Annotated in this window: 20 protein-coding genes; 10 read left to right on the plus strand and 10 right to left on the minus strand. The window is 73.9% G+C overall.

Going from position 1 to position 19,178, the window contains the following annotated elements; genetic code table 11:
* The first annotated feature begins 158 nt into the window (after positions 1-158).
* Complete coding sequence (locus SSNG_RS20265) at positions 159-998, plus strand: trypsin-like serine protease (protein WP_241695088.1); 840 nt, start codon at positions 159-161, stop codon at positions 996-998.
* A gap of 28 nt (positions 999-1,026) precedes the next feature.
* Here the strand turns inward: SSNG_RS20265 and SSNG_RS20270 are convergent, their stop codons facing one another.
* Complete coding sequence (locus SSNG_RS20270) at positions 1,027-1,890, minus strand: LysR substrate-binding domain-containing protein (RefSeq protein WP_042801488.1); 864 nt, start codon at positions 1,888-1,890, stop codon at positions 1,027-1,029.
* Between the two features lie 69 nt (positions 1,891-1,959).
* On the opposite strand from SSNG_RS20270, the gene SSNG_RS20275 reads away from it, so the two are divergent.
* A complete protein-coding gene (locus SSNG_RS20275) occupies positions 1,960-2,892 on the plus strand; it encodes an EamA family transporter (RefSeq protein ID WP_042801490.1) in 933 nt (310 codons plus the stop codon).
* A 35-nt stretch (positions 2,893-2,927) separates the two neighbouring features.
* Here the strand turns inward: SSNG_RS20275 and SSNG_RS20280 are convergent, their stop codons facing one another.
* The 6 genes from SSNG_RS20280 to SSNG_RS20305 form a co-directional block, all read right to left on the minus strand.
* Positions 2,928-3,833, minus strand: coding sequence for a hypothetical protein (locus tag SSNG_RS20280; RefSeq protein WP_007265756.1), 906 nt, complete (start codon positions 3,831-3,833; stop codon positions 2,928-2,930).
* Between the two features lie 237 nt (positions 3,834-4,070).
* The gene (locus SSNG_RS20285) at positions 4,071-4,511 is read right to left on the minus strand and encodes an NUDIX domain-containing protein (protein ID WP_007265757.1); all 441 of its coding nucleotides are present in this window, start codon (positions 4,509-4,511) and stop codon (positions 4,071-4,073) included.
* An 85-nt stretch (positions 4,512-4,596) separates the two neighbouring features.
* Positions 4,597-5,802, minus strand: a complete 1,206-nt coding sequence (locus SSNG_RS20290) for an ABC transporter permease (RefSeq protein WP_042801496.1) — start codon at positions 5,800-5,802, stop codon at positions 4,597-4,599.
* Positions 5,802-6,479, minus strand: a complete 678-nt coding sequence (locus tag SSNG_RS20295) for an ATP-binding cassette domain-containing protein (protein ID WP_128637509.1) — start codon at positions 6,477-6,479, stop codon at positions 5,802-5,804. Before SSNG_RS20295 ends, SSNG_RS20290 begins: the two co-directional genes overlap by 1 nt.
* 17 nt (positions 6,480-6,496) lie before the next feature.
* Positions 6,497-7,660, minus strand: a complete 1,164-nt coding sequence (locus tag SSNG_RS20300; RefSeq protein ID WP_007265760.1) for a peptidoglycan-binding protein — start codon at positions 7,658-7,660, stop codon at positions 6,497-6,499.
* Positions 7,645-8,124 (minus strand): hypothetical protein, encoded by a 480-nt coding sequence (locus SSNG_RS20305; protein WP_042801500.1) that lies wholly within the window; start codon positions 8,122-8,124, stop codon positions 7,645-7,647. The genes SSNG_RS20300 and SSNG_RS20305 overlap by 16 nt, the downstream gene beginning before the upstream one ends.
* Positions 8,125-8,214: 90 nt before the next feature.
* On the opposite strand from SSNG_RS20305, the gene SSNG_RS20310 reads away from it, so the two are divergent.
* Genes SSNG_RS20310 through SSNG_RS20320 form a run of 3 tightly spaced genes read left to right on the plus strand, consistent with a single transcriptional unit; the run spans position 8,215 to position 11,092 of the window.
* Positions 8,215-8,916: a response regulator transcription factor gene (locus tag SSNG_RS20310; RefSeq protein ID WP_007265761.1), complete on the plus strand. Its 702-nt coding sequence runs from the start codon at positions 8,215-8,217 to the stop codon at positions 8,914-8,916.
* Positions 8,913-10,151 (plus strand): ATP-binding protein, encoded by a 1,239-nt coding sequence (locus tag SSNG_RS20315; protein WP_042801502.1) that lies wholly within the window; start codon positions 8,913-8,915, stop codon positions 10,149-10,151. The genes SSNG_RS20310 and SSNG_RS20315 overlap by 4 nt, the downstream gene beginning before the upstream one ends.
* A 23-nt stretch (positions 10,152-10,174) precedes the next feature.
* A complete protein-coding gene (locus SSNG_RS20320; protein WP_042801504.1) occupies positions 10,175-11,092 on the plus strand; it encodes a L,D-transpeptidase family protein in 918 nt (305 codons plus the stop codon).
* On the opposite strand, the gene SSNG_RS20325 is transcribed toward SSNG_RS20320, so the two are convergent.
* From SSNG_RS20325 to SSNG_RS20335, 3 genes are read right to left on the minus strand one after another with little or no spacing between them, the layout of a single operon-like run.
* Positions 11,064-11,702, minus strand: a complete 639-nt coding sequence (locus SSNG_RS20325; protein ID WP_050779892.1) for a hypothetical protein — start codon at positions 11,700-11,702, stop codon at positions 11,064-11,066. The two genes, SSNG_RS20320 and SSNG_RS20325, sit on opposite strands and share 29 nt — an antisense overlap.
* Before the next feature lie 54 nt (positions 11,703-11,756).
* Entirely contained in the window at positions 11,757-12,137 is a 381-nt protein-coding gene (locus SSNG_RS20330; RefSeq protein ID WP_007265766.1) for a hypothetical protein, read from the minus strand.
* Positions 12,134-12,391, minus strand: coding sequence for a hypothetical protein (locus SSNG_RS20335; RefSeq protein ID WP_007265767.1), 258 nt, complete (start codon positions 12,389-12,391; stop codon positions 12,134-12,136). Before SSNG_RS20335 ends, SSNG_RS20330 begins: the two co-directional genes overlap by 4 nt.
* Positions 12,392-12,569: 178 nt before the next feature.
* Here SSNG_RS20335 and SSNG_RS20340 point away from each other — a divergent pair, with 178 nt between their 5' ends.
* The 5 genes from SSNG_RS20340 to SSNG_RS20360 all read left to right on the plus strand — a co-directional run bounded on the left by SSNG_RS20340 (position 12,570) and on the right by SSNG_RS20360 (position 19,162).
* On the plus strand, positions 12,570-13,517 hold the full coding sequence (locus SSNG_RS20340; protein WP_241695089.1) for an LLM class F420-dependent oxidoreductase: 948 nt from the start codon (positions 12,570-12,572) through the stop codon (positions 13,515-13,517).
* Between the two features lie 16 nt (positions 13,518-13,533).
* On the plus strand, positions 13,534-14,331 hold the full coding sequence (locus SSNG_RS20345) for an SDR family NAD(P)-dependent oxidoreductase (protein WP_007265769.1): 798 nt from the start codon (positions 13,534-13,536) through the stop codon (positions 14,329-14,331).
* 114 nt (positions 14,332-14,445) lie between these two features.
* A complete protein-coding gene (locus SSNG_RS20350) occupies positions 14,446-15,573 on the plus strand; it encodes an LLM class flavin-dependent oxidoreductase (RefSeq protein ID WP_007265770.1) in 1,128 nt (375 codons plus the stop codon).
* A 368-nt stretch (positions 15,574-15,941) separates the two neighbouring features.
* On the plus strand, positions 15,942-17,696 hold the full coding sequence (locus tag SSNG_RS20355; RefSeq protein WP_007265771.1) for a D-aminoacylase: 1,755 nt from the start codon (positions 15,942-15,944) through the stop codon (positions 17,694-17,696).
* Positions 17,693-19,162: an aldehyde dehydrogenase family protein gene (locus tag SSNG_RS20360; RefSeq protein ID WP_007265772.1), complete on the plus strand. Its 1,470-nt coding sequence runs from the start codon at positions 17,693-17,695 to the stop codon at positions 19,160-19,162. The genes SSNG_RS20355 and SSNG_RS20360 overlap by 4 nt, the downstream gene beginning before the upstream one ends.
* Positions 19,163-19,178 lie beyond the last annotated feature (16 nt).

The raw sequence follows: 19,178 nt of genomic DNA on the forward strand, positions 1-19,178 counted from the left end.
CGGCCCGAACCGGAAGGACGATGGGACTGACGGGAAGCCCCCAACCCACTCTGATTCGGCCAGGCTGAATCCCGCCAACCCGGTGCCGACCAGCGGTCCGGCCTTGCACCTTGGCATGTCCGCGGGGCATGCTCGCCAGGGCGAAGCGGGAGGGGATCATGGCGGTGGACAAGCGGTCCGTGGTGACGGGGGTGCTGTGCGCGGTGGCTGCGCTGGGCGCATCCGCGGCAGTGGCCGAGTTGGCCCCTCCTCCCGAGGCGGCCGCACCCGTGCGTGCCAAGTCGGCGCTGCCCTCGGCTGCGCCGAGCGGGCCGTCGCGGGCGCAGGTGTCCAAGCCGCAGCTCGCCACGCCTCCGCCGGCCGCCGCGAGCCGCCAGCCCGGCGGGCCCGTCGCGTTCACCGGCGCCCTCTTCACCGGCGGCCTGGACGGTGAGCACTTCTGCACCGCCACCGTCGTGCGCAGCCCCGGCAAGAACCTGATCGTCACCGCCGGCCACTGCCTGATGGAGGGCAAGCAGACCGGTGGCAAGGGCGCCGTCTTCGCCCCCGGGTACGTGAACGGGACGGCCCCGTACGGAGTGTGGAAGATCGAGGAGGTCTTCGAGGACGAGCGCTGGGCCGAGGGCACCGACGACGACTACGACCTCGCCTTCGCCCGCCTCGCCCCCGACGACAAGGGCCGCACCGTCGAGGCCATCACCGGCGGTGCGCCCCTGGACACCTCCGGCCGCGCGGGCGAGGAGGTCACGGTGACGGGTTACCCCGCCGACCGCAAGGTTCCGCGTACCTGCACGGCCGTCGCCGTCCGCACCGACGAGCGGGAGCAGCGCTTCGACTGCTCCGACTTCCCGGGCGGCACCAGCGGCAGCGCCTGGATCGGCCGCGACGGGAAGATCATCGGCATTCTGACCGGCGGGGACACGGACGACGTCTCCACCAGCACGGTCCTCGGCGACTACGCCGCCAAGCTCTACGCGCGGGCCTCGGGCCAGCGCTGACGGCCCCCTACGTCCCCCCCAAGCCCCCCTACGCCGCCGCCCCGTCCAGGATCTCCCGCGCCAGCGCGAGCAGGTCCGGTACGGCGGGGTGCACCGGGCCCTCGCGCCAGGCGAGGACGACGGGGACCGGCGGGGCACCGGCCAGGGGGCGGTAGACCAGTGACGGGTGCGCGTGGTTGCTGGGGGTCGCCGAGGTGGTGACGCCCAGGGCGCGCCCGGCGGCGATGGCCATGAGCCACTCGTCGGTGTTGGTCACCTCGATCACCGGCGCGGGACGGCCCGTCGCGGGCCACAGGTCCAGGGTGGTGGTCCCGGAGACGGTGTTCAGGGCGATGGGGCGGCCCGTGAGGTCGGCCAGGGTGACGCGGGGAAGTGCGGCCAGCGGGCTGCCGGCCGGCATGACCACCACCCGGTCCTCCTCCAGCAGCAGCGCGGTGCGCAGTCCGGGCGCGGTGACGGCGCCGCGCAGCAGGGCCGCGTCGACCTTGCCCTGGGTGAGGCCGGCGGTGGGGTCGTCGACGCGGCGCAGCTCCAGCGGGACGTCCGGGCGGGACTCGTCCCAGCGGCGCAGCAGCGGGATCGTGTGGTCGCCGAGCGCCGCCCAGGTGTGGCCCAGGCGCAGCGGCCAGCTGCGCAGCCCGCCGGGGTCGAGTGCGGCGTCCACGGCGGCGACTGCGGCGCGGGCCTTGTGGCGGAACGTGCGGCCCTGCGCGGTCAGCTCCAGGTGGTGCGTGGAGCGGTCGACGAGGCGGGTGCCGAGGTGGTCCTCCAGCTGGCGCAGGGTCCGCGACAGTGCGGGCTGGCTGAGGTGGAGGCGGGCGGCGGCGCGGGTGACGTTGCCCTCGTCGGCGATGGCGAGGAAGGCGCGCAGGTGCCGCAGCTCGATGGTCATGCCTGGGGAGCATAACCGCGCGCCATTCGGCATTTCACGCGGCGCGGCCCGGTTCCTAGCGTGGATCCCATGACCTCCACCCCCTCCATGACCCCCAAGTCCTCCACGACATCCGCCGCCACGACCACCCCGGCGGCGCGCCTCCTGCGCCACCCCGCCGGCCGCGGCACCCTCGGCGGTGTCGGGCTGGTGGTGGCCGGGACGCTGTCGGTGCAGTTCGGGTCGGCCTTCGCCGCGCTGCTGTTCCCCCGGGCCGGGGCCCTGGGGACGGTCGCGCTGCGGGTGGCCTTCGCCGCGGTGCTGCTGCTGGCCGTCGCCCGGCCCCGGCTGCGCGGGTACGCGCGCGGCGACTGGGCGGTGGCCGTCGGCTTCGGCCTGGCCCTGGGCGGCATGAACCTGCTCTTCTACCAGGCCGTCGACCGGATCCCGCTGGGCGCGGCGGTCACCTTCGAGGTGCTCGGGCCGCTGCTGCTGTCGGTGGCGGTCTCACGGCGCGCGGCGGGCCTGCTGTGGGCGGCGCTGGCGCTGGCCGGGGTGTTCCTGCTGGGCCGGGGCGGCTTCGACGGGCTCGGGGCGGCGGGCGTGGCGTTCGCGCTGGGCGCCGGCGCGATGTGGGCGGCGTACATCGTCCTGGCCGCCCGGGCCGGCGCCCGTTTCCCGCGCCTGGACGGCCTGGCGATCGCGATGGCCGTCGCCGCCCTGGTCAGCCTGCCGCTCGGCATCGGATCGGCGGGTACGACCCTGCTGGAGCCGGGCGTGCTCGCCCTGGGCCTGGCCATCGCGGTGATGAGCTCCGGGGTGCCGTACACGCTGGAGCTGCTCGCCCTGCGCAGGCTGCCCGCGGCCACCTTCGCGGTGCTGGCCAGCCTGTCCCCCGCCGTCGCGGCGGTGGCCGGCTACCTGGTCCTGGACCAGGGCCTGTCGCCCCTCCAGTGCGCCGCGATCGCGCTCGTCGTCGTGGCGAGCGCGGGCGCGGTGCGCACGGGCGGGCGGGCGCGCTGAGCGGCCGGGCCGTGTGCCCTTCCGGGGCCGCGGTCTCAGACGCCGCCCTCGATGAGGGTCCAGCCCGAGGAGACCTGGGGCAGCGTGCCGACGTTGGTGTAGTTGCCGTTCACGAGCGTCGAGGTCCAGGCGGTGCCGTCGTTCTTGTAGAAGAACAGGCTGTCGGAGGTGCGGCCCACCTTGTCCCAGACACCGCTCGTGCCGATCTTGCGGAAGGCGATGCCGCCGCCGTCGACGGCCTTGGACACCCGGAACTCCAGTCCGCCGCCGACCCTCGCCCAGGACAGCAGGGAGTCCTTCGTGGCGGTCAGCTCGCCCAGGAAGTCGTCCCTCGCGATGCTGCCCTTGTGCGTGTAGACGCCGCCGGAGAGGGTCCCGTACCCCACGTTGCTCCAGGGGAATTCGGTCGAACCGTGCCGCGCCGCCGCGACCAGCGTGTCGCAGGAGGCGGCCATGGTCCCCCAGCCCGAGCTGAAGTTGTCGTAGACGCGGCTCTCCCGGTACAGGCCGCCCTTGAGGGTGCCCGTGACGCCGTGACCGTCGTTCTTGTAGAAGATCACGGAGTCGCCGGACGCCTCGACGAAGGTCCAGCCCTTGGAGAAGTCGTCGTACGTCTCGCTGCGGGTGTACTTGCCGTTCGTGAAGGTGCCGGTCTCGCCGGCGCCGGTGTTCGTGTTGTAGAGCACGAGCGAATCGCGGCTGGCCGCCGCGTGCGTGTAGCCGGTCGGGAGGTGCAGCGCCTCCTTGTACTGCCAACGGCCGTTGGTGAGGGTGCCGGTACCGGCTTCGCCGCTGCCGGACTTGTAGAACAGGATCGAGTTGTTCGGCGTGCTCTGGTTGCAGAACGGTGAGGCGGCGTTCGCGGGTTGGAGCGGTCCGGCCAGCAGGACGGCCGTCGCGGAAGTGATGGTGGCGAGTGCGGCCACCAGGGATTTCCTCATGGATGCTCCCCTTTCCTCGCACTCGGACGTGTGCGGCCGGCCCCGTCGGGGCGCGCCGCAGCCGTGCGGTCTGAAGGAGGACGCTCCTGCGCGCGGGCCCGCCGCCCCCTGCGGCTTCGGCCGTCGCTGCTGCGCGGACGTCCTCGTTCATCCTGCGCCGCCCGGGTCCGCCCCGCATCTCGGCACCGCCCGGCACCGCCCGGCACCGCCCAGCCCGGGGCCGCCGCGCTCAGGCGCTCAGGCGATCAGGCCCAGGTGGACCGGTTCGGCGGGGGTGCGGGCGAGGAGTTCCGGCAGGCGCGGGGGCCAGAGGGGTTCGCCGAGGCCGGCCAGGCGCTCCGGGGAGAGCCACTGCCAGTGGATGCCGGGTTCTTCGAGGACCGGCTCGCGGCGGGGGCCGGTGGTGACGTAGATGTGCTCGTGCTGGCGGACCGGGATGCCCTGGTGGGTGAAGTCGTGCTCCCAGGTGCACAGCAGCCGCTGCGGCTCCAGGTCGGTCCAGCCGGTCTCCTCGCGCAGCTCGCGCCGCACGCACTCCTCCGGGGTCTCGCCCGGGTCGATGCCGCCGCCCGGGGGCAGCCAGTGGATCCCGACTTCCACGTTGTTCTCGCGGAACAGGAACACCGATCCGCTGGGTGAGAGGACGACAATGCGCGCTGCCTGACGTGGAGTTCTCATCAGATCAGGGTAAGTCGGGCGGTACCGGGACGGGAGGGGTCGGCGGCACCCCGCGTGGTGCCGCCGCCCCCTCCTCCCATCCCCCCTACGCCGCCTGGAGCGCCAGGGTCGGGCTGAGGCGGGCCGCGCGGACCGCCGGGTAGAGGCCCGCCAGGGTGCCGATGGCCAGGGTGGCCGCGAAGCCGCCGGTGACCGCCCACGGCGGGACCACCCAGGGCAGGTCGCCGGCCCGGGCGTAGACCCCCGTGGCGGCCGCGCCGAGGGCGATGCCCGCCAGGCCGCCGAGGCCGGACAGGAGCAGGGACTCGGTGACGAACTGGATCCGGACCTGCCCCTTCGTGGCGCCGAGCGAGCGGCGCAGGCCGATCTCGTGGCGGCGTTCCAGCACCGAGATGATCATGGTGTTGGCGACGCCGACCCCGCCCACCAGGAGGGCGATGCCACCCAGGCCGAGCAGCAGGGTGCTGAAGGCGCCCTCGGTGGCCGCCTTCGCCTGGAGCGCGGCCGAGGGGTCGGTCACCGAAACCCCGCTCGGGGTGCGGGGGTTGGCCGTCTGCGCCATCAGGGAGCGGACGGCGGCCACCCGGTCGTCCGCCGAGCGTTCGTAGACGGCCGTCGGGTGGCCGTCGAAGCCCAGCAGCTGCTCGGCCGCCTCCCAGCCGACCAGGGCCGAGCGTTCGATCTCCGGGGCCAGCGGGACGGGGGCGAGGATGCCGGTGACCGTGAAGTGGCGTCCTCCGACGAACACTTGCTGCCCCGGCTCCGTGATGCCCAGCCGGCGTGCCGAGACGTGCCCGAGCACCACCGACGGGTAGCGGGCGGTGGCCGCGTTCAGCCAGCGGCCCCGGGCCACGGAGGCCCGCAGGGTGCCCAGCAGGTCGTCCTTGGCGGCCTTGAGCGTGATGCCGCCGGTCTCCTCCTTCGGGATGTTCTCCGAGCGGCGGACGGACTCCCCGACGTCGCCCGTGGTCCCGACCGACTCGACGCCCGCGATGCGCGAGACCATCCCGGGGGCCTCCTTCGGGAGCTTCGTGTCCTGTCCCGAGAACAGGGCGGGGGCCGGGGTGGCCACCAGCATGTTCGTGCCCAGCCTGTCGAGCTCGCGCAGCAGCTTGGCCTGGCTGGAGGAGGAGATGCCGACCACCGCGATCATCGTGGCGATGCCGATCGCGATGCCGAGCGCCGACAGGAACACCCGCACCGGCCGCGAGCGCAGCCCGGCCGACCCGGCGTGCAGGACGTCGCGGGGGGTGAGCCTGGGCGGCCTGAGCCGCGTACGGTCGCCGGCCATCACGCCGCCCCCGCCGGGCCGGTGTCCTCGACGACCTCGCCGTCGCGGACGCGCACCTGCCGGGGCAGGCTCGACGCGATCTCCCCGTCGTGGGTGATCACGGCGATGGTGGCCCCGTCCTCGTTCAGCTCGTGCAGCAGCTCCATCACCGACCGGCCCGACGCCGTGTCCAGCGCCCCCGTCGGCTCGTCGGCGAGCAGCAGGTCCGGCCCGCCCGCCACCGCGCGGGCGATGGCCACCCGCTGTTTCTGCCCGCCCGACAGCTCGTGGGGCCGGTGGTCCATCCGGTCGCCGAGTCCGACCCGCTCCAGCGCCCGTGCCGCCCGGCGGCCGCGCTCGGCCCTCGGGAGCCCGGAGTACAGCAGTCCCTCGGCGACGTTCGCCCGGGCGCTGAGGCCCGGTACCAGGTGGAAGGACTGGAACACGAAGCCGATGTGGCGCGAGCGCAGCGCCGACAGGGAACGGTCGGACAGCGCCGCGACGTCGTGGCCGGCGATCCGCACGGTGCCGGCGCTCGGCCGGTCCAGGGTGCCGACGACGTGCAGCAGGGTGGACTTTCCGGACCCCGACGGGCCGACGATGGCGAGGAGTTCCCCGCTCAGGACGGTCAGGTCGACCCCGCGCAGGGCCGTGACCCCGCCCGGGTACTCCTTGGTGACCCCGGCCAGTTCGACCACCGGGTGCGCGTGCCGCCTCACAGCTTGGGCACCCCCACCCGCATGCCCTCGGCGAGCCCGCCGCCGCCGACCTCGACGCGGCCCTTGCCGAACATGCCGAGTTCGACCTTGACCTCGCGGGCCCGGCCGTTCTCGACGACCTGGACGCCGAAGCCGCCGCCGGGCAGGGCGAGCAGCGCGTTCACGGGTACGGAGAGGACGCCGGTGCGGGTCTCGCCGGTCAGCTCCACCGAGACGGGGGACTGTTCGGGGCCCTTGACCGAGCCCGGGTCGTCGAAGACGACGCTCACGTCCACCTTCGCCTTCTTGTCGCCGCCTCCACCGCCTCCACCGCCGGCGCCCGACCCGCCGCCGGAGCCGCCCGACCCGCCCGACCCGCCGCCGTTCTGGTCGTCCGTGCCCGCCGTGCCGCCCACCGAGTCGACCTTCCCGGCCGCGCTGCCGCCGCCCGGCAGCCGTACCGTCACCTTGTCCCCGGTCTTCGCGGACCCCGCCTTCGCCGCGTCCAGCTGGAAGCGGACGATCCGCTCGGTGCCGGTCACCGTCAGCACCGGCTTGCCCGGCCCCGGCTCGTCACCGAGCGCCGCCTCCGTCCGCTTCACCCGCTGCGGGCCCGAGGCGAAGGCGATGTCCTCCCGCGCCACCTCGCCCGTCTCCGGCGCCTTGTGCGCCTTCTGCCAGCGCTTGACCGCCGCCGCCGTACCGGCCGTGAAGGTGCCGTCCTGCGCGTCCAGCCCCGTCCCGTACCCGAGGGCGATCAGGTTCCGCTTCAGCTGCCGGACGTCCTCGCCCTTGTCCCCGGCCCTCAGCGCCCGGTACACCGGCACCGCCCCGTACATCAGCCGCACCGCCTTCCCGTTGACCTCGAACAGCCGCCCGTCCCGCTCGACGGCCGACCCCTCGGCCGCGATCCAGGTGAGGACGCCCGCGCCGGGCGCGCTCAGCCTGCGCTCCTGCGCGTAGCCGAGGGTGCCGTCGACCTGGAGCCCCGAGGAGAGGTCGCCGCGCGTCACCGGCGCCGTCGCCGGCGGCAGCGCGTCGGCCGCGTCCTGCCGCCGGCCGCCGTCCTGCGGGGGCGGGGCGAGGACCGCGTAGCCGCCGCCCGAGACCGCGAGTACGGCCGCCACGGCGCCCAGCAGCCACGTCCCGCGCCGCCGGGCCCCCATCAGGCCGCTTCGCACTTCTTCTGGGCCTCCTCGAAGGCCTTCTCCTGCCCCTTGGGGACCTCGATGCCGCTCTTCATGCCACCGCTGTACTCGGGGTCCTTCAGGTACACGCCGTTCTCGCGCATGCAGCGGACCCAGCGCAGCTCCTTGTCCTTCTGCTCCTGCGTGGGGCCCTCCCCGGACCCGGGGGTGCGCATGCCGCAGGCCTTCATGGCCTCCTCCATCTTCTGCGGGTCCGCGCCGCCGCCGACCGTCATGCCGTTGGGGTTCTGGCCGGGCCCCGGGTCCGGGGCGTCTATCCCGTGCTCGCGCAGGCACTGGCGCGTCTTCACGGCGTTGTCGGCGTCGGACCCGCCGCCGCCCTTGCCGTCCTTGCCGCCGCCCCCGCCGTCCGCGGTGCCGCTGTTCGTGCATGCGGTGACGAAGAGGGCCAGCCCGGTGAGGGCCGCGGCCGTGGTCATGGTCAGGGATCGCTTCATGGGGCCGAGCGTGCGCGAAAGCGGTGTTTCGCTTCTCTCTCGCAGTCCGCTTACAACGGCGAAATGTGGTCCTCCTGTAGAGAGGACGGCATGCGAGTTCTGGTGGTGGAGGACGAGGAGTTCCTGCGGGAGATGATCGCCGAGGGGCTGCGCCGCGACGCGCTGGCCGTCGACGAGGCCGGCGACGGGCTGGAGGCGCTGCGCCGGCTGCGGCTGGGCGAGTACGACGTCCTCGTCCTCGACCGGGATCTGCCCGGCCTGCACGGTGACGAGGTGTGCCGGCAGGTCGTACGGGAACGCCTGCTGACCCGGGTGCTGATGCTGACCGCCTCCGGGACCGTGCGGGACCGGGTGGAGGGCCTGGGCCTGGGCGCCGACGACTACCTCACCAAGCCCTTCGCGTACGACGAGCTCCTCGCCCGCGTCCTCGCGCTCGGCCGGCGCGCCCACCCGGCGCTGCCGCCGGTGCTGGAGCGGGCCGGGATCGCCCTGGACACCGCGCGCCGGGCCGCCTCGCGCGACGGGCACCGGCTGGCCCTGTCGCGCAAGGAGTTCGCGGTGCTGGAGGCGCTGCTGCGGGCCGAGGGGGCCGTGCTGAGCAGCGACGACCTGATCGAGCGGGTGTGGGAGGAGGACACCGGCTACCGCACCAACGCGGTCCGGGTCACGCTGAGCAAGCTGCGCGCCAAGCTGGGCGAGCCGCCGCTGATCGAGACGGTGCCGGGGGAGGGCTACCGCATCGCGGCGGCCGGGCCCGCGGCCCCCGGCGTTCAGAGCAGCGGTCCGCGATGAGAGCGGTGCTCCGTTCCGAGCGCACCCGTCTCACCGCCCTCTACGGCGCGCTGCTGCTCCTCGCGGGCGGCGGCCTGGTCGCGCTGGTCAACGTACTGCTCCGCACCGGCCTCCAGTCCCGCGTCAGCGGGGCCGTCACCACCGTCATGCCCGGCCTGCCCGTCCCCTCGGACGGGGTCACGCCCCTCCCGAGCGGCCGCGCCTTCGAGCCCGCGCACAAGCTCCCGCCCGGCACCGCCCCCACCCCGGAGCAGATCGCCCAGTGGCGGGTCACGCAGAACCTCTCCGACGCCGCCGCCCGGGCCGCCCTCCAGGAGCTGACCCTGGTCTCCCTCGTCGCCCTCGCCCTCTTCGCCGTCCTGTCGGTCTGGCTCGCCTGGTGGATGGCCGGCCGCGTGCTGCGCCCCGTCGCGGTGATCACGGAGACGGCCCGGCGCCTGTCGGGGGAGAACCTGCACGAGCGGATCGGGCTCCACGGGCCGCCCGGCGAGCTCAAGCGGCTGGCCGACACCTTCGACGGGATGCTCGACCGGATCCAGGACCTGGTGGGGGCCCAGCGCAGGTTCGCCGCCAACGCCGCGCACGAGCTGCGCACCCCGCTCGCCGTGCAGCGGGCCGCCGCCGAGATCGGGCTGGCGGGGGAGCCGGAGCCGGAGAAGGTGGCGCGGATCCGGGAGCGGCTGATCGCGGTGGCCGACTCCAGCGAGCACCTGGTGGAGTCCCTCCTGCTGCTCGCCGTGTCGGAGGAGGGCCTGGAATCCTCCCGGCCGGTGGACATGGCGGCCCTGACGGCGGCGGAACTGACGGCCGTCCCCACCGCCGCCCTGACCGTCGTACGGGACCTCGCGCCGCTGACCGTGACCGGAGACGCCACCCTGCTCGGCCACCTCGTGCGCAACCTCCTCACCAACGCCGTGCGCCACAACCGCCCCGGCGGCCGGGTGCGCGTGGTGACCTCCGCCGAGGGGGTGCTGACGGTGTCCAACACCGGCCCGCTCATCGAGCCCGGCGACGTGCCCCGCCTGCTGGAGCCCTTCCGCCGCCGCGCGGAACGCCGGCACACCGCCGGAGAAGGCGCCGGGCTCGGCCTGTCCATCGTCGCCTCCATCGCCCGGGCGCACGGCGCGCGGCTGCTCGCCGAGGCCAATCCGGAACCCGACGGCGGGCTCACCGTCAGCCTCCGCTTTCCCGCGCCGCACCGGGTACGGCAGACCGCCGTTCGCGGGGAACGATGATCACCTGATGTACCTTCGGGTGGATGAGCAAGCACGCCCGAGCCCGCTCCCGCTTCCGGACCGGCGGCCGTACGCAGTCCCGTACGGGCCCCCGCGCGGCCGACCGCCGGCGTTCCGCTTCGGCCGGCCGGCCGCCGAAGGCGCTGATCGCCGTGGCCGCCCTCGGCCTGCTGACCTTCGCCGCCGCCTGGCTGCACGCCCTGCACGAACAGCCCGGCGCGCCCGTCCCGGCGGCCCGTTCGGACGCCCGCCCGCAGGCCCAGGGCCCGGCCCCGAAGCAGCAGCCGCAGGCGCAGGGCGGCGCCCCCGGCCACGCCGCGCGCGGCACCCCCCGCGCGGACGCCCGCCAGGGCCTGCCGGACACCCTCAGCGCGGCGACCCGGGCCCGGATCCCGGCGGCCGCGCGCCAGCTCGTGCTGGTGACCGGCAAGGCGAAGGACTCCTCGGACTCCACCGTCACCTTCTTCACGCGCCCCGCCGCGGGCAAGGACTGGACCGCGGCCGGGCAGTGGCCGGCCCGCAACGGCGCCAAGGGCTGGTCCGCCGAGCGCGAGCGCGAGTACGGGGACCTGACCTCCCCGGAGGGCGTGTACTCCCTCACCGACGCGGGCGGCCTGCTGCCGCCGCCGTCCGGCACGAAGCTCCCGTACGACCAGGACCGCGGCTTCGTGCCCTCGGGCCGGGGCGTGAACGGCGAGTCCCTGGACGGTTCCTTCGACTACGTCGTGGCGATCGACTACAACCGCCGCAAGGGGGTCTCCCCGCTGGACCCGGGCATGCCGGAGGGCGAGGACAAGGGCGGCAACATCTGGCTCCACGTCGACCACGACGGCCCTTCCCAGGGCTGCGTCGGCCTGCCCAGGCAGGCGATGGAGCAGCTGCTGCGCACCCTCGACCCGGCGGCGAAGCCGGTCATCGCGATGGGCCCGGCAGGCTTCTGACCTCGCCCGCCGCGACGCCGGGCCGCAGCGCCATCATCCCCACGTACACGAGGTCGAAGACGCAGCACAGCACCCCCAGCCCGAGCACGAAGCCGTTCCGCTCCATCACCCCGAACAGGACGGTCGGCGCGAGGGTGCCGAGCCATTTGGCGACGGCGATGAGGAGCGACTGCCCGCGCGGGCCGCGCCGGGCGGCGTACATGCCGATGAACAGGCCGGACATCAGCAGGTTCTGCAGGAACGCCGAGTACCGGCTGGCGTCGTGCGTCCCGAAGTGCGCGACGAACAGCAGCTGTACGGCGAAGCCTGTGCCGAGGAGGAGGGCGCTCCAGGCGGCGAACAGCGGCCGGGTGACGAAGCCGGGCAGTTCGGCCCGGCCGTGGCGCAGGTACGTGTAGACGATCAGGGTGTCGGCGACGGCCCAGACCACGTTGACCACGCCCTGCGGGGAGAGGCCGGTACGGACGTCGTCGACGGCGTGGACGACCTCCCAGGCGAAGTTCAGAGCGAGCGCGGCGACGGGCATGGCGTACGTCCGGTCCCGCAGCCCGACCCGCACGGCCTCGACGTACACGACGGTCCAGGCGACCCCGCTGATGAGCGTCAGCATCAGTTCCACGCGCGCACCCTAGGCGTTCCGCGCCCGGCCGGACAGCCCCCGCCGCTACGGGTTGAGGTCGAGGATCCGGACCCGCTCGCCGGCCCACCGCTTCGGTTCCGTGGTCGCGACGATCGCGCCGTCCGGCCGGTCGGGGGCGGGCTGCGCGGCGTGGAGGCAGTGGGCGGCGGCCCAGGTTTCCTGCCTTGCGACGGCCAGCGCGGCGGGCAGGTCCAGGTCGAGGACGATCATGCCGGGCAGGGCCGCGAGGTGTTCCGCCGTACCGGGGCGGTTCCGGTCGGCCTCGACCAGAGCGCAGGACGGGGCGTACAGGAACCAGCCGGGCTCGCCGTGGGCGCGGTGGATGAGGCGCGACGCCAGGACGTTCCCCCGGCCGGCGGCCGTCATCGCCGTCTCGTCCAGCACGATGTGCACGGGCTCGGTCACCGGGGCCCCGCCTCGTGCAGTCGGCGGTCCAGCTCGCTGTCCAGCTCCCGCTGTTCGGCTTCCGTCGGCGCGTAGCCGTTCCAGTCGCGGAGCAGCACGTGGGCGCGTTCGGCGCGTTCGGCGCGTTCGGCCGGGGTGAGCAGGGTCTCGGCCAGGCGGGCCAGGTAGGCGCGGAGGGACAACCCCTCGCCGGCCGCTATGGCGGCGAGTCTGTCCTTGGCTTCCTCGGGGATGCGGATGTTCGCGTCGGGCATCGTCGTGCTCCTTCCCGTTCCCGCAGCCTATGGGTACGTACCCGTACCCATCCCCATATCCGCCGGCGTTCACCCGATCGGGTGCACGCCCCCCACCCCTTGCCTGACGGACCGTCAGCTACGACGATGGCCCGGCACCGCACGACGAACCGGCAAACGAAGGCGAGGCGGGCCCGGCATGGCACGCGTGTTTCCGGAAGGCCGGCTGGAGTACGGGATGCAGCTCCCGGTCCAGTCGCAGAGCACCCTCTACGCCGAGCCCTGGGAGGCCTCGGCCGGCGCGGCCGACCTCGCCGAGGTGGCCCGCGCCGCCGACCGGGCCGGCTTCGGGTACGTGGCCACCTGCGACCACGTGGCCATCCCGCGCCGCCTCGCCGGCCCCATGAGCACCGTCTGGTACGACCCCGTCGCCACCCTGGCCTTCCTGGCCGGGATCACCCGGCGGGTGCGGCTGCTCAGCCACGTCGCGATCGTCGGCCTGCGCCACCCGCTGCTCACCGCCAAGCAGTACGCGACCCTCGACCACCTCTCCGGCGGCCGGCTGGTCCTCGGGGTCGGCGCCGGGCACGTCCAGGAGGAGTTCGAGGTCCTCGGCGTCGACTTCGAGCGCCGCGGGGCCGCCCTGGACGAGAGCCTGGACGCGCTGCGCGCCGCCCTCGGCCCGGAGGAGTACCCGGAGTTCGAGGGGGAGCGGTTCTCCTTCCGCGACCTCGGGCAGCTGCCCCGGCCGGCACAGGAGCGGATCCCGGTCTGGGTCGGCGGCTCCTCCCCGGCGGCCGTCCGCCGGGCCGCCGTGCGCGGCGACGGCTGGCTCCCGCAGGGCGACCCGCGCGAGCGCATCCCGGGGCAGGTGGCCCGGATCCGCGAACTGCGGGAGGCGGCCGGGGTGGAGGGCCCGTTCGAGGTGGGCGCGATCACCGAGCCGCTGTACGTCGGCGAGCCCGGCTGGGACACCGGCCGCCGCACCCTGACCGGCAAGGCCGAGGTGCTCGCCGAGTCCCTCCGGGAGTACGCGGCGCTGGGCGTGGACCAGATCCAGGTCCGCTTCCGCAATCGCGACCGCGCCGAACTCGTGGACCAGATCACCGCTTTCGGGGCCGAGGTGGCCCCCCTCCTCAACGACTGACGACTGGGAGCACGCTATGGGCAAGCTGGACGGGCGCGTCGTCGTCATCACCGGCGCGGCGCGCGGCCAGGGCGAGCAGGAGGCCCGCCTCTTCGCCGCCGAGGGCGCGCGGGTGCTGCTGGGCGACGTGCTGGACGAGCAGGGCGCCGCCGTGGCCAAGGAGATCGCCGCGGAGGCGGGCGCGGACCGGGTGCGGTACATACGGCTCGACGTGAGCCGGGAGGAGGACTGGGCGGCCGCCGTGGCCGCGGCGAAGGAGGCCTTCGGCCGGGTCGACGGCCTGGTCAACAACGCGGGGATCCTGCGCTTCAACGAGCTGGCCTCCACCCCGCTGGAGGAGTTCCGCCAGGTGGTCGAGGTCAACCAGGTCGGCGCCTTCCTCGGCATCAAGGCGCTCGCCCCGGAGATCGGGGCGGCGGGCGGCGGGACCATCGTCAACACCTCCTCCTACACCGGCCTGACGGGCATGGCGTACGTGGGCGCGTACGCGGCGACCAAGGCGGCGATCCTCGGGCTGACGCGGGTGGCGGCGCTGGAGCTGGCCGCGAGGAACATCCGGGTCAACGCGATGTGCCCCGGGGCGGTGGACACCCCCATGGCCAACCCGGGGCTGCTCGACCCGGCGGGGATGACGGACGAGGCCAGGGGCGCGATGGCCGAGCTGTACAAGCGGGTGGTGCCGCTGGGCCGGGTGGGCCGGCCGGAGGAGATCGCGAAGCTCGCCCTCTTCCTGACCGGCGACGACTCCTCGTACATCACCGGCCAGCCCTTCGTGGTGGACGGCGGCTGGATGGCGGGCGTCAGCATTCTCTGACGGCTCGTCAGACAAGCCGCTACGGCTCTCTTGACGGTCCCGCCCCGGCGGTGGAACAGTCGGACCCATCGAAGAATCTGACGCAACGTCAGAAAACTAAGGACGGTGAACCCCTTGGAATTCGGGCTCTTCGTGCAGGGATACGTGCCTGAGGCGCGGTCCAAGGTCGACCCCGAGGCAGAGCACAAGGCACTGCTCGAGGAGACCGAGTACGTCATCCAGGCCGACAAGTCCGGCTTCAAGTACGCCTGGGCCTCGGAGCACCACTTCCTGGAGGAGTACTCCCACCTCTCCGCCAACGAGGTCTTCCTCGGCTACCTCGCCGCCGCCACCGAGCGCATCCACCTCGGCTCCGGAATCTTCAACCCGCTCGCCCCGGTCAACCACCCGGTGAAGGTGGCCGAGAAGGTCACCATGCTCGACCACCTCTCCAAGGGCCGCTTCGAGTTCGGCACCGGCCGCGGCGCCGGCAGCCACGAGATCCTCGGCTTCCTGCCCGGCATCACGGACATGAACCACACCAAGGAGATCTGGGAGGAGACCATCGCGGAATTCCCCAAGATGTTCCTCCAGGAGGAGTACGAGGGCTTCCGGGGCAAGCACTGGTCGCTCCCGCCGCGCAAGATCTTCCCCAAGCCGTACGGCAAGGCCCACCCGGCCATGTGGTACGCCGCAGGCTCGCCCTCCTCGTACGCGATGGCGGCGAAGAAGGGCCTGGGCGTCCTCGGCTTCAGCGTCCAGAAGGTCTCCGACATGGAGTGGGTCCTGGAGCAGTACAAGACGGCCATCCAGGAGGCCAAGGCGATCGGCGCCTTCGTCAACGACAACGTCATGGTCACCTCGACCGCGATCTGCGCCGAGACGCACGAGAAGGCGGTGGAGATCGCCGTCAACGCGAACATGAACCGCTTCCAGTCGCTGGTGTTCCGCTACCACGACACCTTCCCGCGGCCGGAGGCGATCCCGCAGTGGCCGGAGACCCTGCCGGAGTACAACGCGGAGATCATCGAGCTGCTCATCGCGGAGGAGCTGCTGATCTGCGGCGACCCGTCGGAGGTACGGGCGCAGTGCAAGCGGTGGGAGCAGGCGGGGGCGGACCAGCTGTCCTTCGGCCTGCCGACCGGGGTGTCCAAGGAGGACACGCTCACCTCGATCAAGCTGATCGGCGAACACGTCATCCCGCACATCGACACCGACCCGGTCCACCGGACGACGCGCTTCCGCCAATCGGCTGCCGCCTAGCGGGTCAGGGCGGGCGGGCGGGCCGCTGCGCGGGGCGAGGTCCCCTACCCGCCCTTCCACCGTTCCCAGGGGCTCCGCCCCTGACCCCGGTACCGGACGCTCCGCGCCCGGTGCGCTCAAACGCCGCGCGGGCTGGATACGTCCAGCCCCGCCGGCGTTTGAGGCGCGGGGGTCTGGGGGCGGAGCCCCCGGGAGGGGTCCGGGCGCAGCCCGGGGAACGGGCGAAGGGCGGGTAGGGGACGGCCCCGCAGGGCCCGCGCCCCCGCCCGGCGCCCGGGTGCGGCACGGCCCCGCCGGGGGAGGGGAACGGAACACGCCCGGCCAGGGCAACGGCAAGGGACACGGAACCACCCAGGAGGGGAACCGTCATGCTCGACCACCTCATCCGCGGAGCGACCGTCGTCGACGGCACCGGCGCCCCCGGCTACGTCGCCGACGTCGGGATCAAGGACGGCCGGATAGCCGTCATCACCCAGCCGGGCAGCGGCAGCGGCAGCGGCAGCGGCAGCGACGCCCGCACCACCGAGGACGCCACCGGCCTCGTCCTCACCCCCGGCTTCATCGACCCGCACACCCACTACGACGCCCAGCTCTTCTGGGACCCCTACGCCACCCCCTCCATGAACCACGGCGTCACCACCGTCGCCGGCGGCAACTGCGGGTTCACCCTCGCGCCCCTCAACCCCGCCCGCCCCGAGGACGCCGACTACACCCGCCGCATGATGAGCAAGGTCGAGGGCATGGCCCTCGCCGCCCTCGAAGAGGGCGTCGACTGGTCCTGGTCCACCTTCGGCGAGTACCTCGACGCCCTCGAAGGCCGCATCGCCGTCAACGCCGGCTTCATGGTCGGCCACTGCGCCCTGCGCCGGCACGTCATGGGCGAGGACGCCGTCGGCGGCCAGCCCACCCCGGCCCAGATGGAGCAGATGCTGGCGCTCCTCCACGAGGCCATGGACGCCGGCGCCTGGGGGCTGTCCACCACCCAGTCCTCCACCCACTCCGACGGCGCCGGCGCCCCCGTCGCCTCCCGGCACGCGGGACCGGCCGAGCTCCTCGCGCTCTCCCGCGCCGTCGGCGAACACGAGGGCACCCAGCTCGAAGCCATCGTCGCCGGCTGCCTCGACCAGTTCACCGACGACGAGATCGACCTCTTCGTCGAGATGAGCGCCGCCGCCGGCCGGCCCCTCAACTGGAACGTCCTCACCATCGACGCCGCCGTCCCCGAACGCGTCCCCCGCCAGCTCGTCCCCAGCGAGCGCGCCCGCAAGTCCGGCGGCCGGATCGTCGCGCTGACCATGCCGATCCTCACCCCCATGAACATGTCCCTCGGCACGTTCTGCGCCCTCAACCTCATCCCCGGCTGGGGCGAGGTCCTCGCCCTCCCCGTCCCCGAGCGGATCGCCAGGCTCCGTGAACCGGACGTCCGCGCCGAGATGCTCCGGCGTGCCGACAGCAAGGAGGCCGGGGTCTTCCGGCGCCTCGCGAACTTCGGGCGGTACGTCATCGGCGACACCTACAGCAAGGAGAACGAGGGGCTCAGCGGGCGCGTCGTCGGCGACATCGCCGCCGAACGCGGCCAGGACGCCTTCCAGTGCCTCGTCGAGATCTGCGCCAACGACGACCTGCGCACCGTCCTGTGGCCCATGCCCACCGACAACGACCCCGCCACCTGGGCCCTGCGCGCCGAGACCTGGCAGCACGAGGACGTCATGCTCGGCGGCTCCGACGCCGGCGCGCACCTGGACCGGATGTGCGGTGCCCCGTACACGACCCGGTTCCTCGGCGACTGCCTGCGCGGCCGCAGGCTCGTCCCGCTGGAGCAGGCGGTACGGATGCTCACCGACGACCCGGCCCGGCTGTTCGGGCTGCGCGAGCGCGGCCGGATCGCCGAGGGCTTCCACGCCGACCTGGTCCTCTTCGACCCCGAGCGCATCGACGCGGGCCCGGCGACCCTCGTCCACGACCTGCCCGGCGACAGCCCCCGGTTGGACGCGCGGGGGATCGGGGTGGTCTCCGTACGCGTCAACGGCGTCGAGACCATCCGCGACGACCAGGTGACCGGCGCGGTCCCCGGGACCGTGCTCCGCTCCGGCCGCGACACGAGGACGGTGAGCACCCGATGAGCGGGGACGCGCAGCGGCTCTACGTCGGCGGCGAGTGGGTCGAGCCCGACGGCGGCCACTACGAGGTGGTGAACCCGGCCGACGAGTCCGTCGTCGGCCTGGCCCCCGAGGCCTCCCGCGCCCAGGTGGAGGAGGCGTGCCGGGCCGCCGCCGAGGCCTTCGGCACGTGGTCCCGTACGGCCCCCGAGGAGCGCGCGGCGATCCTCGACCGGGCGGCGGACGTCATCCAGCGGGAGTTCGAACCGTGGGCGGCCCTCGCGCAGGCCGAGACGGGCGCGCCGACGGGCATCGCCCGCGGGATGCAGGTCGGCGTCGGTGCGTCCCGCTTCCGGCGGTACGCGAAGGGCGCGCTGGAGCCGGTGGAGAAGGGGCTCCCGCCGCAGGTCACCGAGGCCGGCCCGATGGGGAAGGCGTCCGTCCTGGGCGCGCTGGAGGTCCGCCAGCCGGTCGGCGTGGTCACCTGCGTCACCTCGTACAACAACCCGTGGGCGAACCCGGCCGGCAAGGTCGCCCCGGCGCTCGCCATGGGCAACACGGTGGTGGTGAAGCCGGCCCCGCAGGATCCGCTGTCGGTGTTCAGGATGGCCGAGGCGCTGCACGAGGCGGGCGTCCCGGCCGGGGTGGTGAACGTGGTCTCCGGTGCCTCGGTGGAGGTCGGCGAGGCGGCCGTGGACTCCCCGTACGTGGACATGGTCTCCTTCACCGGCTCCACGGGCGTCGGGCAGCGCATCGCCGAGGTGTGCGGGCGGAGCATGAAGCGGCAGCTGATGGAGCTGGGCGGCAAGGGCGCGGCGATCGTCTTCGAGGACGCCGACCTGGACGCGGCGGTGATGGGGATCGGCACCACCTTCTCCTTCTACAGCGGCCAGATCTGCACCGCCCCCACCCGGGTGATCGTCCACCGGTCGGTGTACGAGCCGCTGGTGGAGAAGCTGCGCGGCTACCTGGCCTTCATGAAGGTCGGCGATCCGGGGGAGCGGGGCACGGTGGTCGGCCCGGTGATCTCGGCGGCGCACCGCGACCGGGTGGAGTCGTACGTGGAGCTGGGCCGCAAGGAGGGCGCGCGGATCGCCCACGGCGGCGAGCGCCCGGTGGTCGGCGGCGGCCGCGGCTTCTACGTGGCGCCGACGCTGCTGGTGGACTGCACGAACGACATGCGGGTGGTGCGGGAGGAGATCTTCGGCCCGGTCGTGGTCGTGGTCCCGTTCGACGGGGACGAGGAGGAGGCCGTCCGGCTGGCGAACGACAGCGACTTCGGGCTGATCAGCTACGTGTGGTCCGGGGACTCGGCCCGCGCCTTCCGGGTGGCGCGCCGGCTGCGGTCGGGCGGGGTGGGGGTCAACACCATCGGCCGGAACATGGAGGCCCCGTTCGGCGGGTTCAAGCGGTCGGGGGTCGGGCGGGACGTGGGCTCGTACGCGCTGCACGCGTACAGCGAGGTGCAGTCGGTGGTGTGCATGACGTGACGAGGGGTTGAGGGGA

Origin of the sequence: Streptomyces sp. C, assembly GCF_000158895.1 — a bacterium.
Lineage (GTDB): Bacteria > Actinomycetota > Actinomycetes > Streptomycetales > Streptomycetaceae > Streptomyces > Streptomyces racemochromogenes.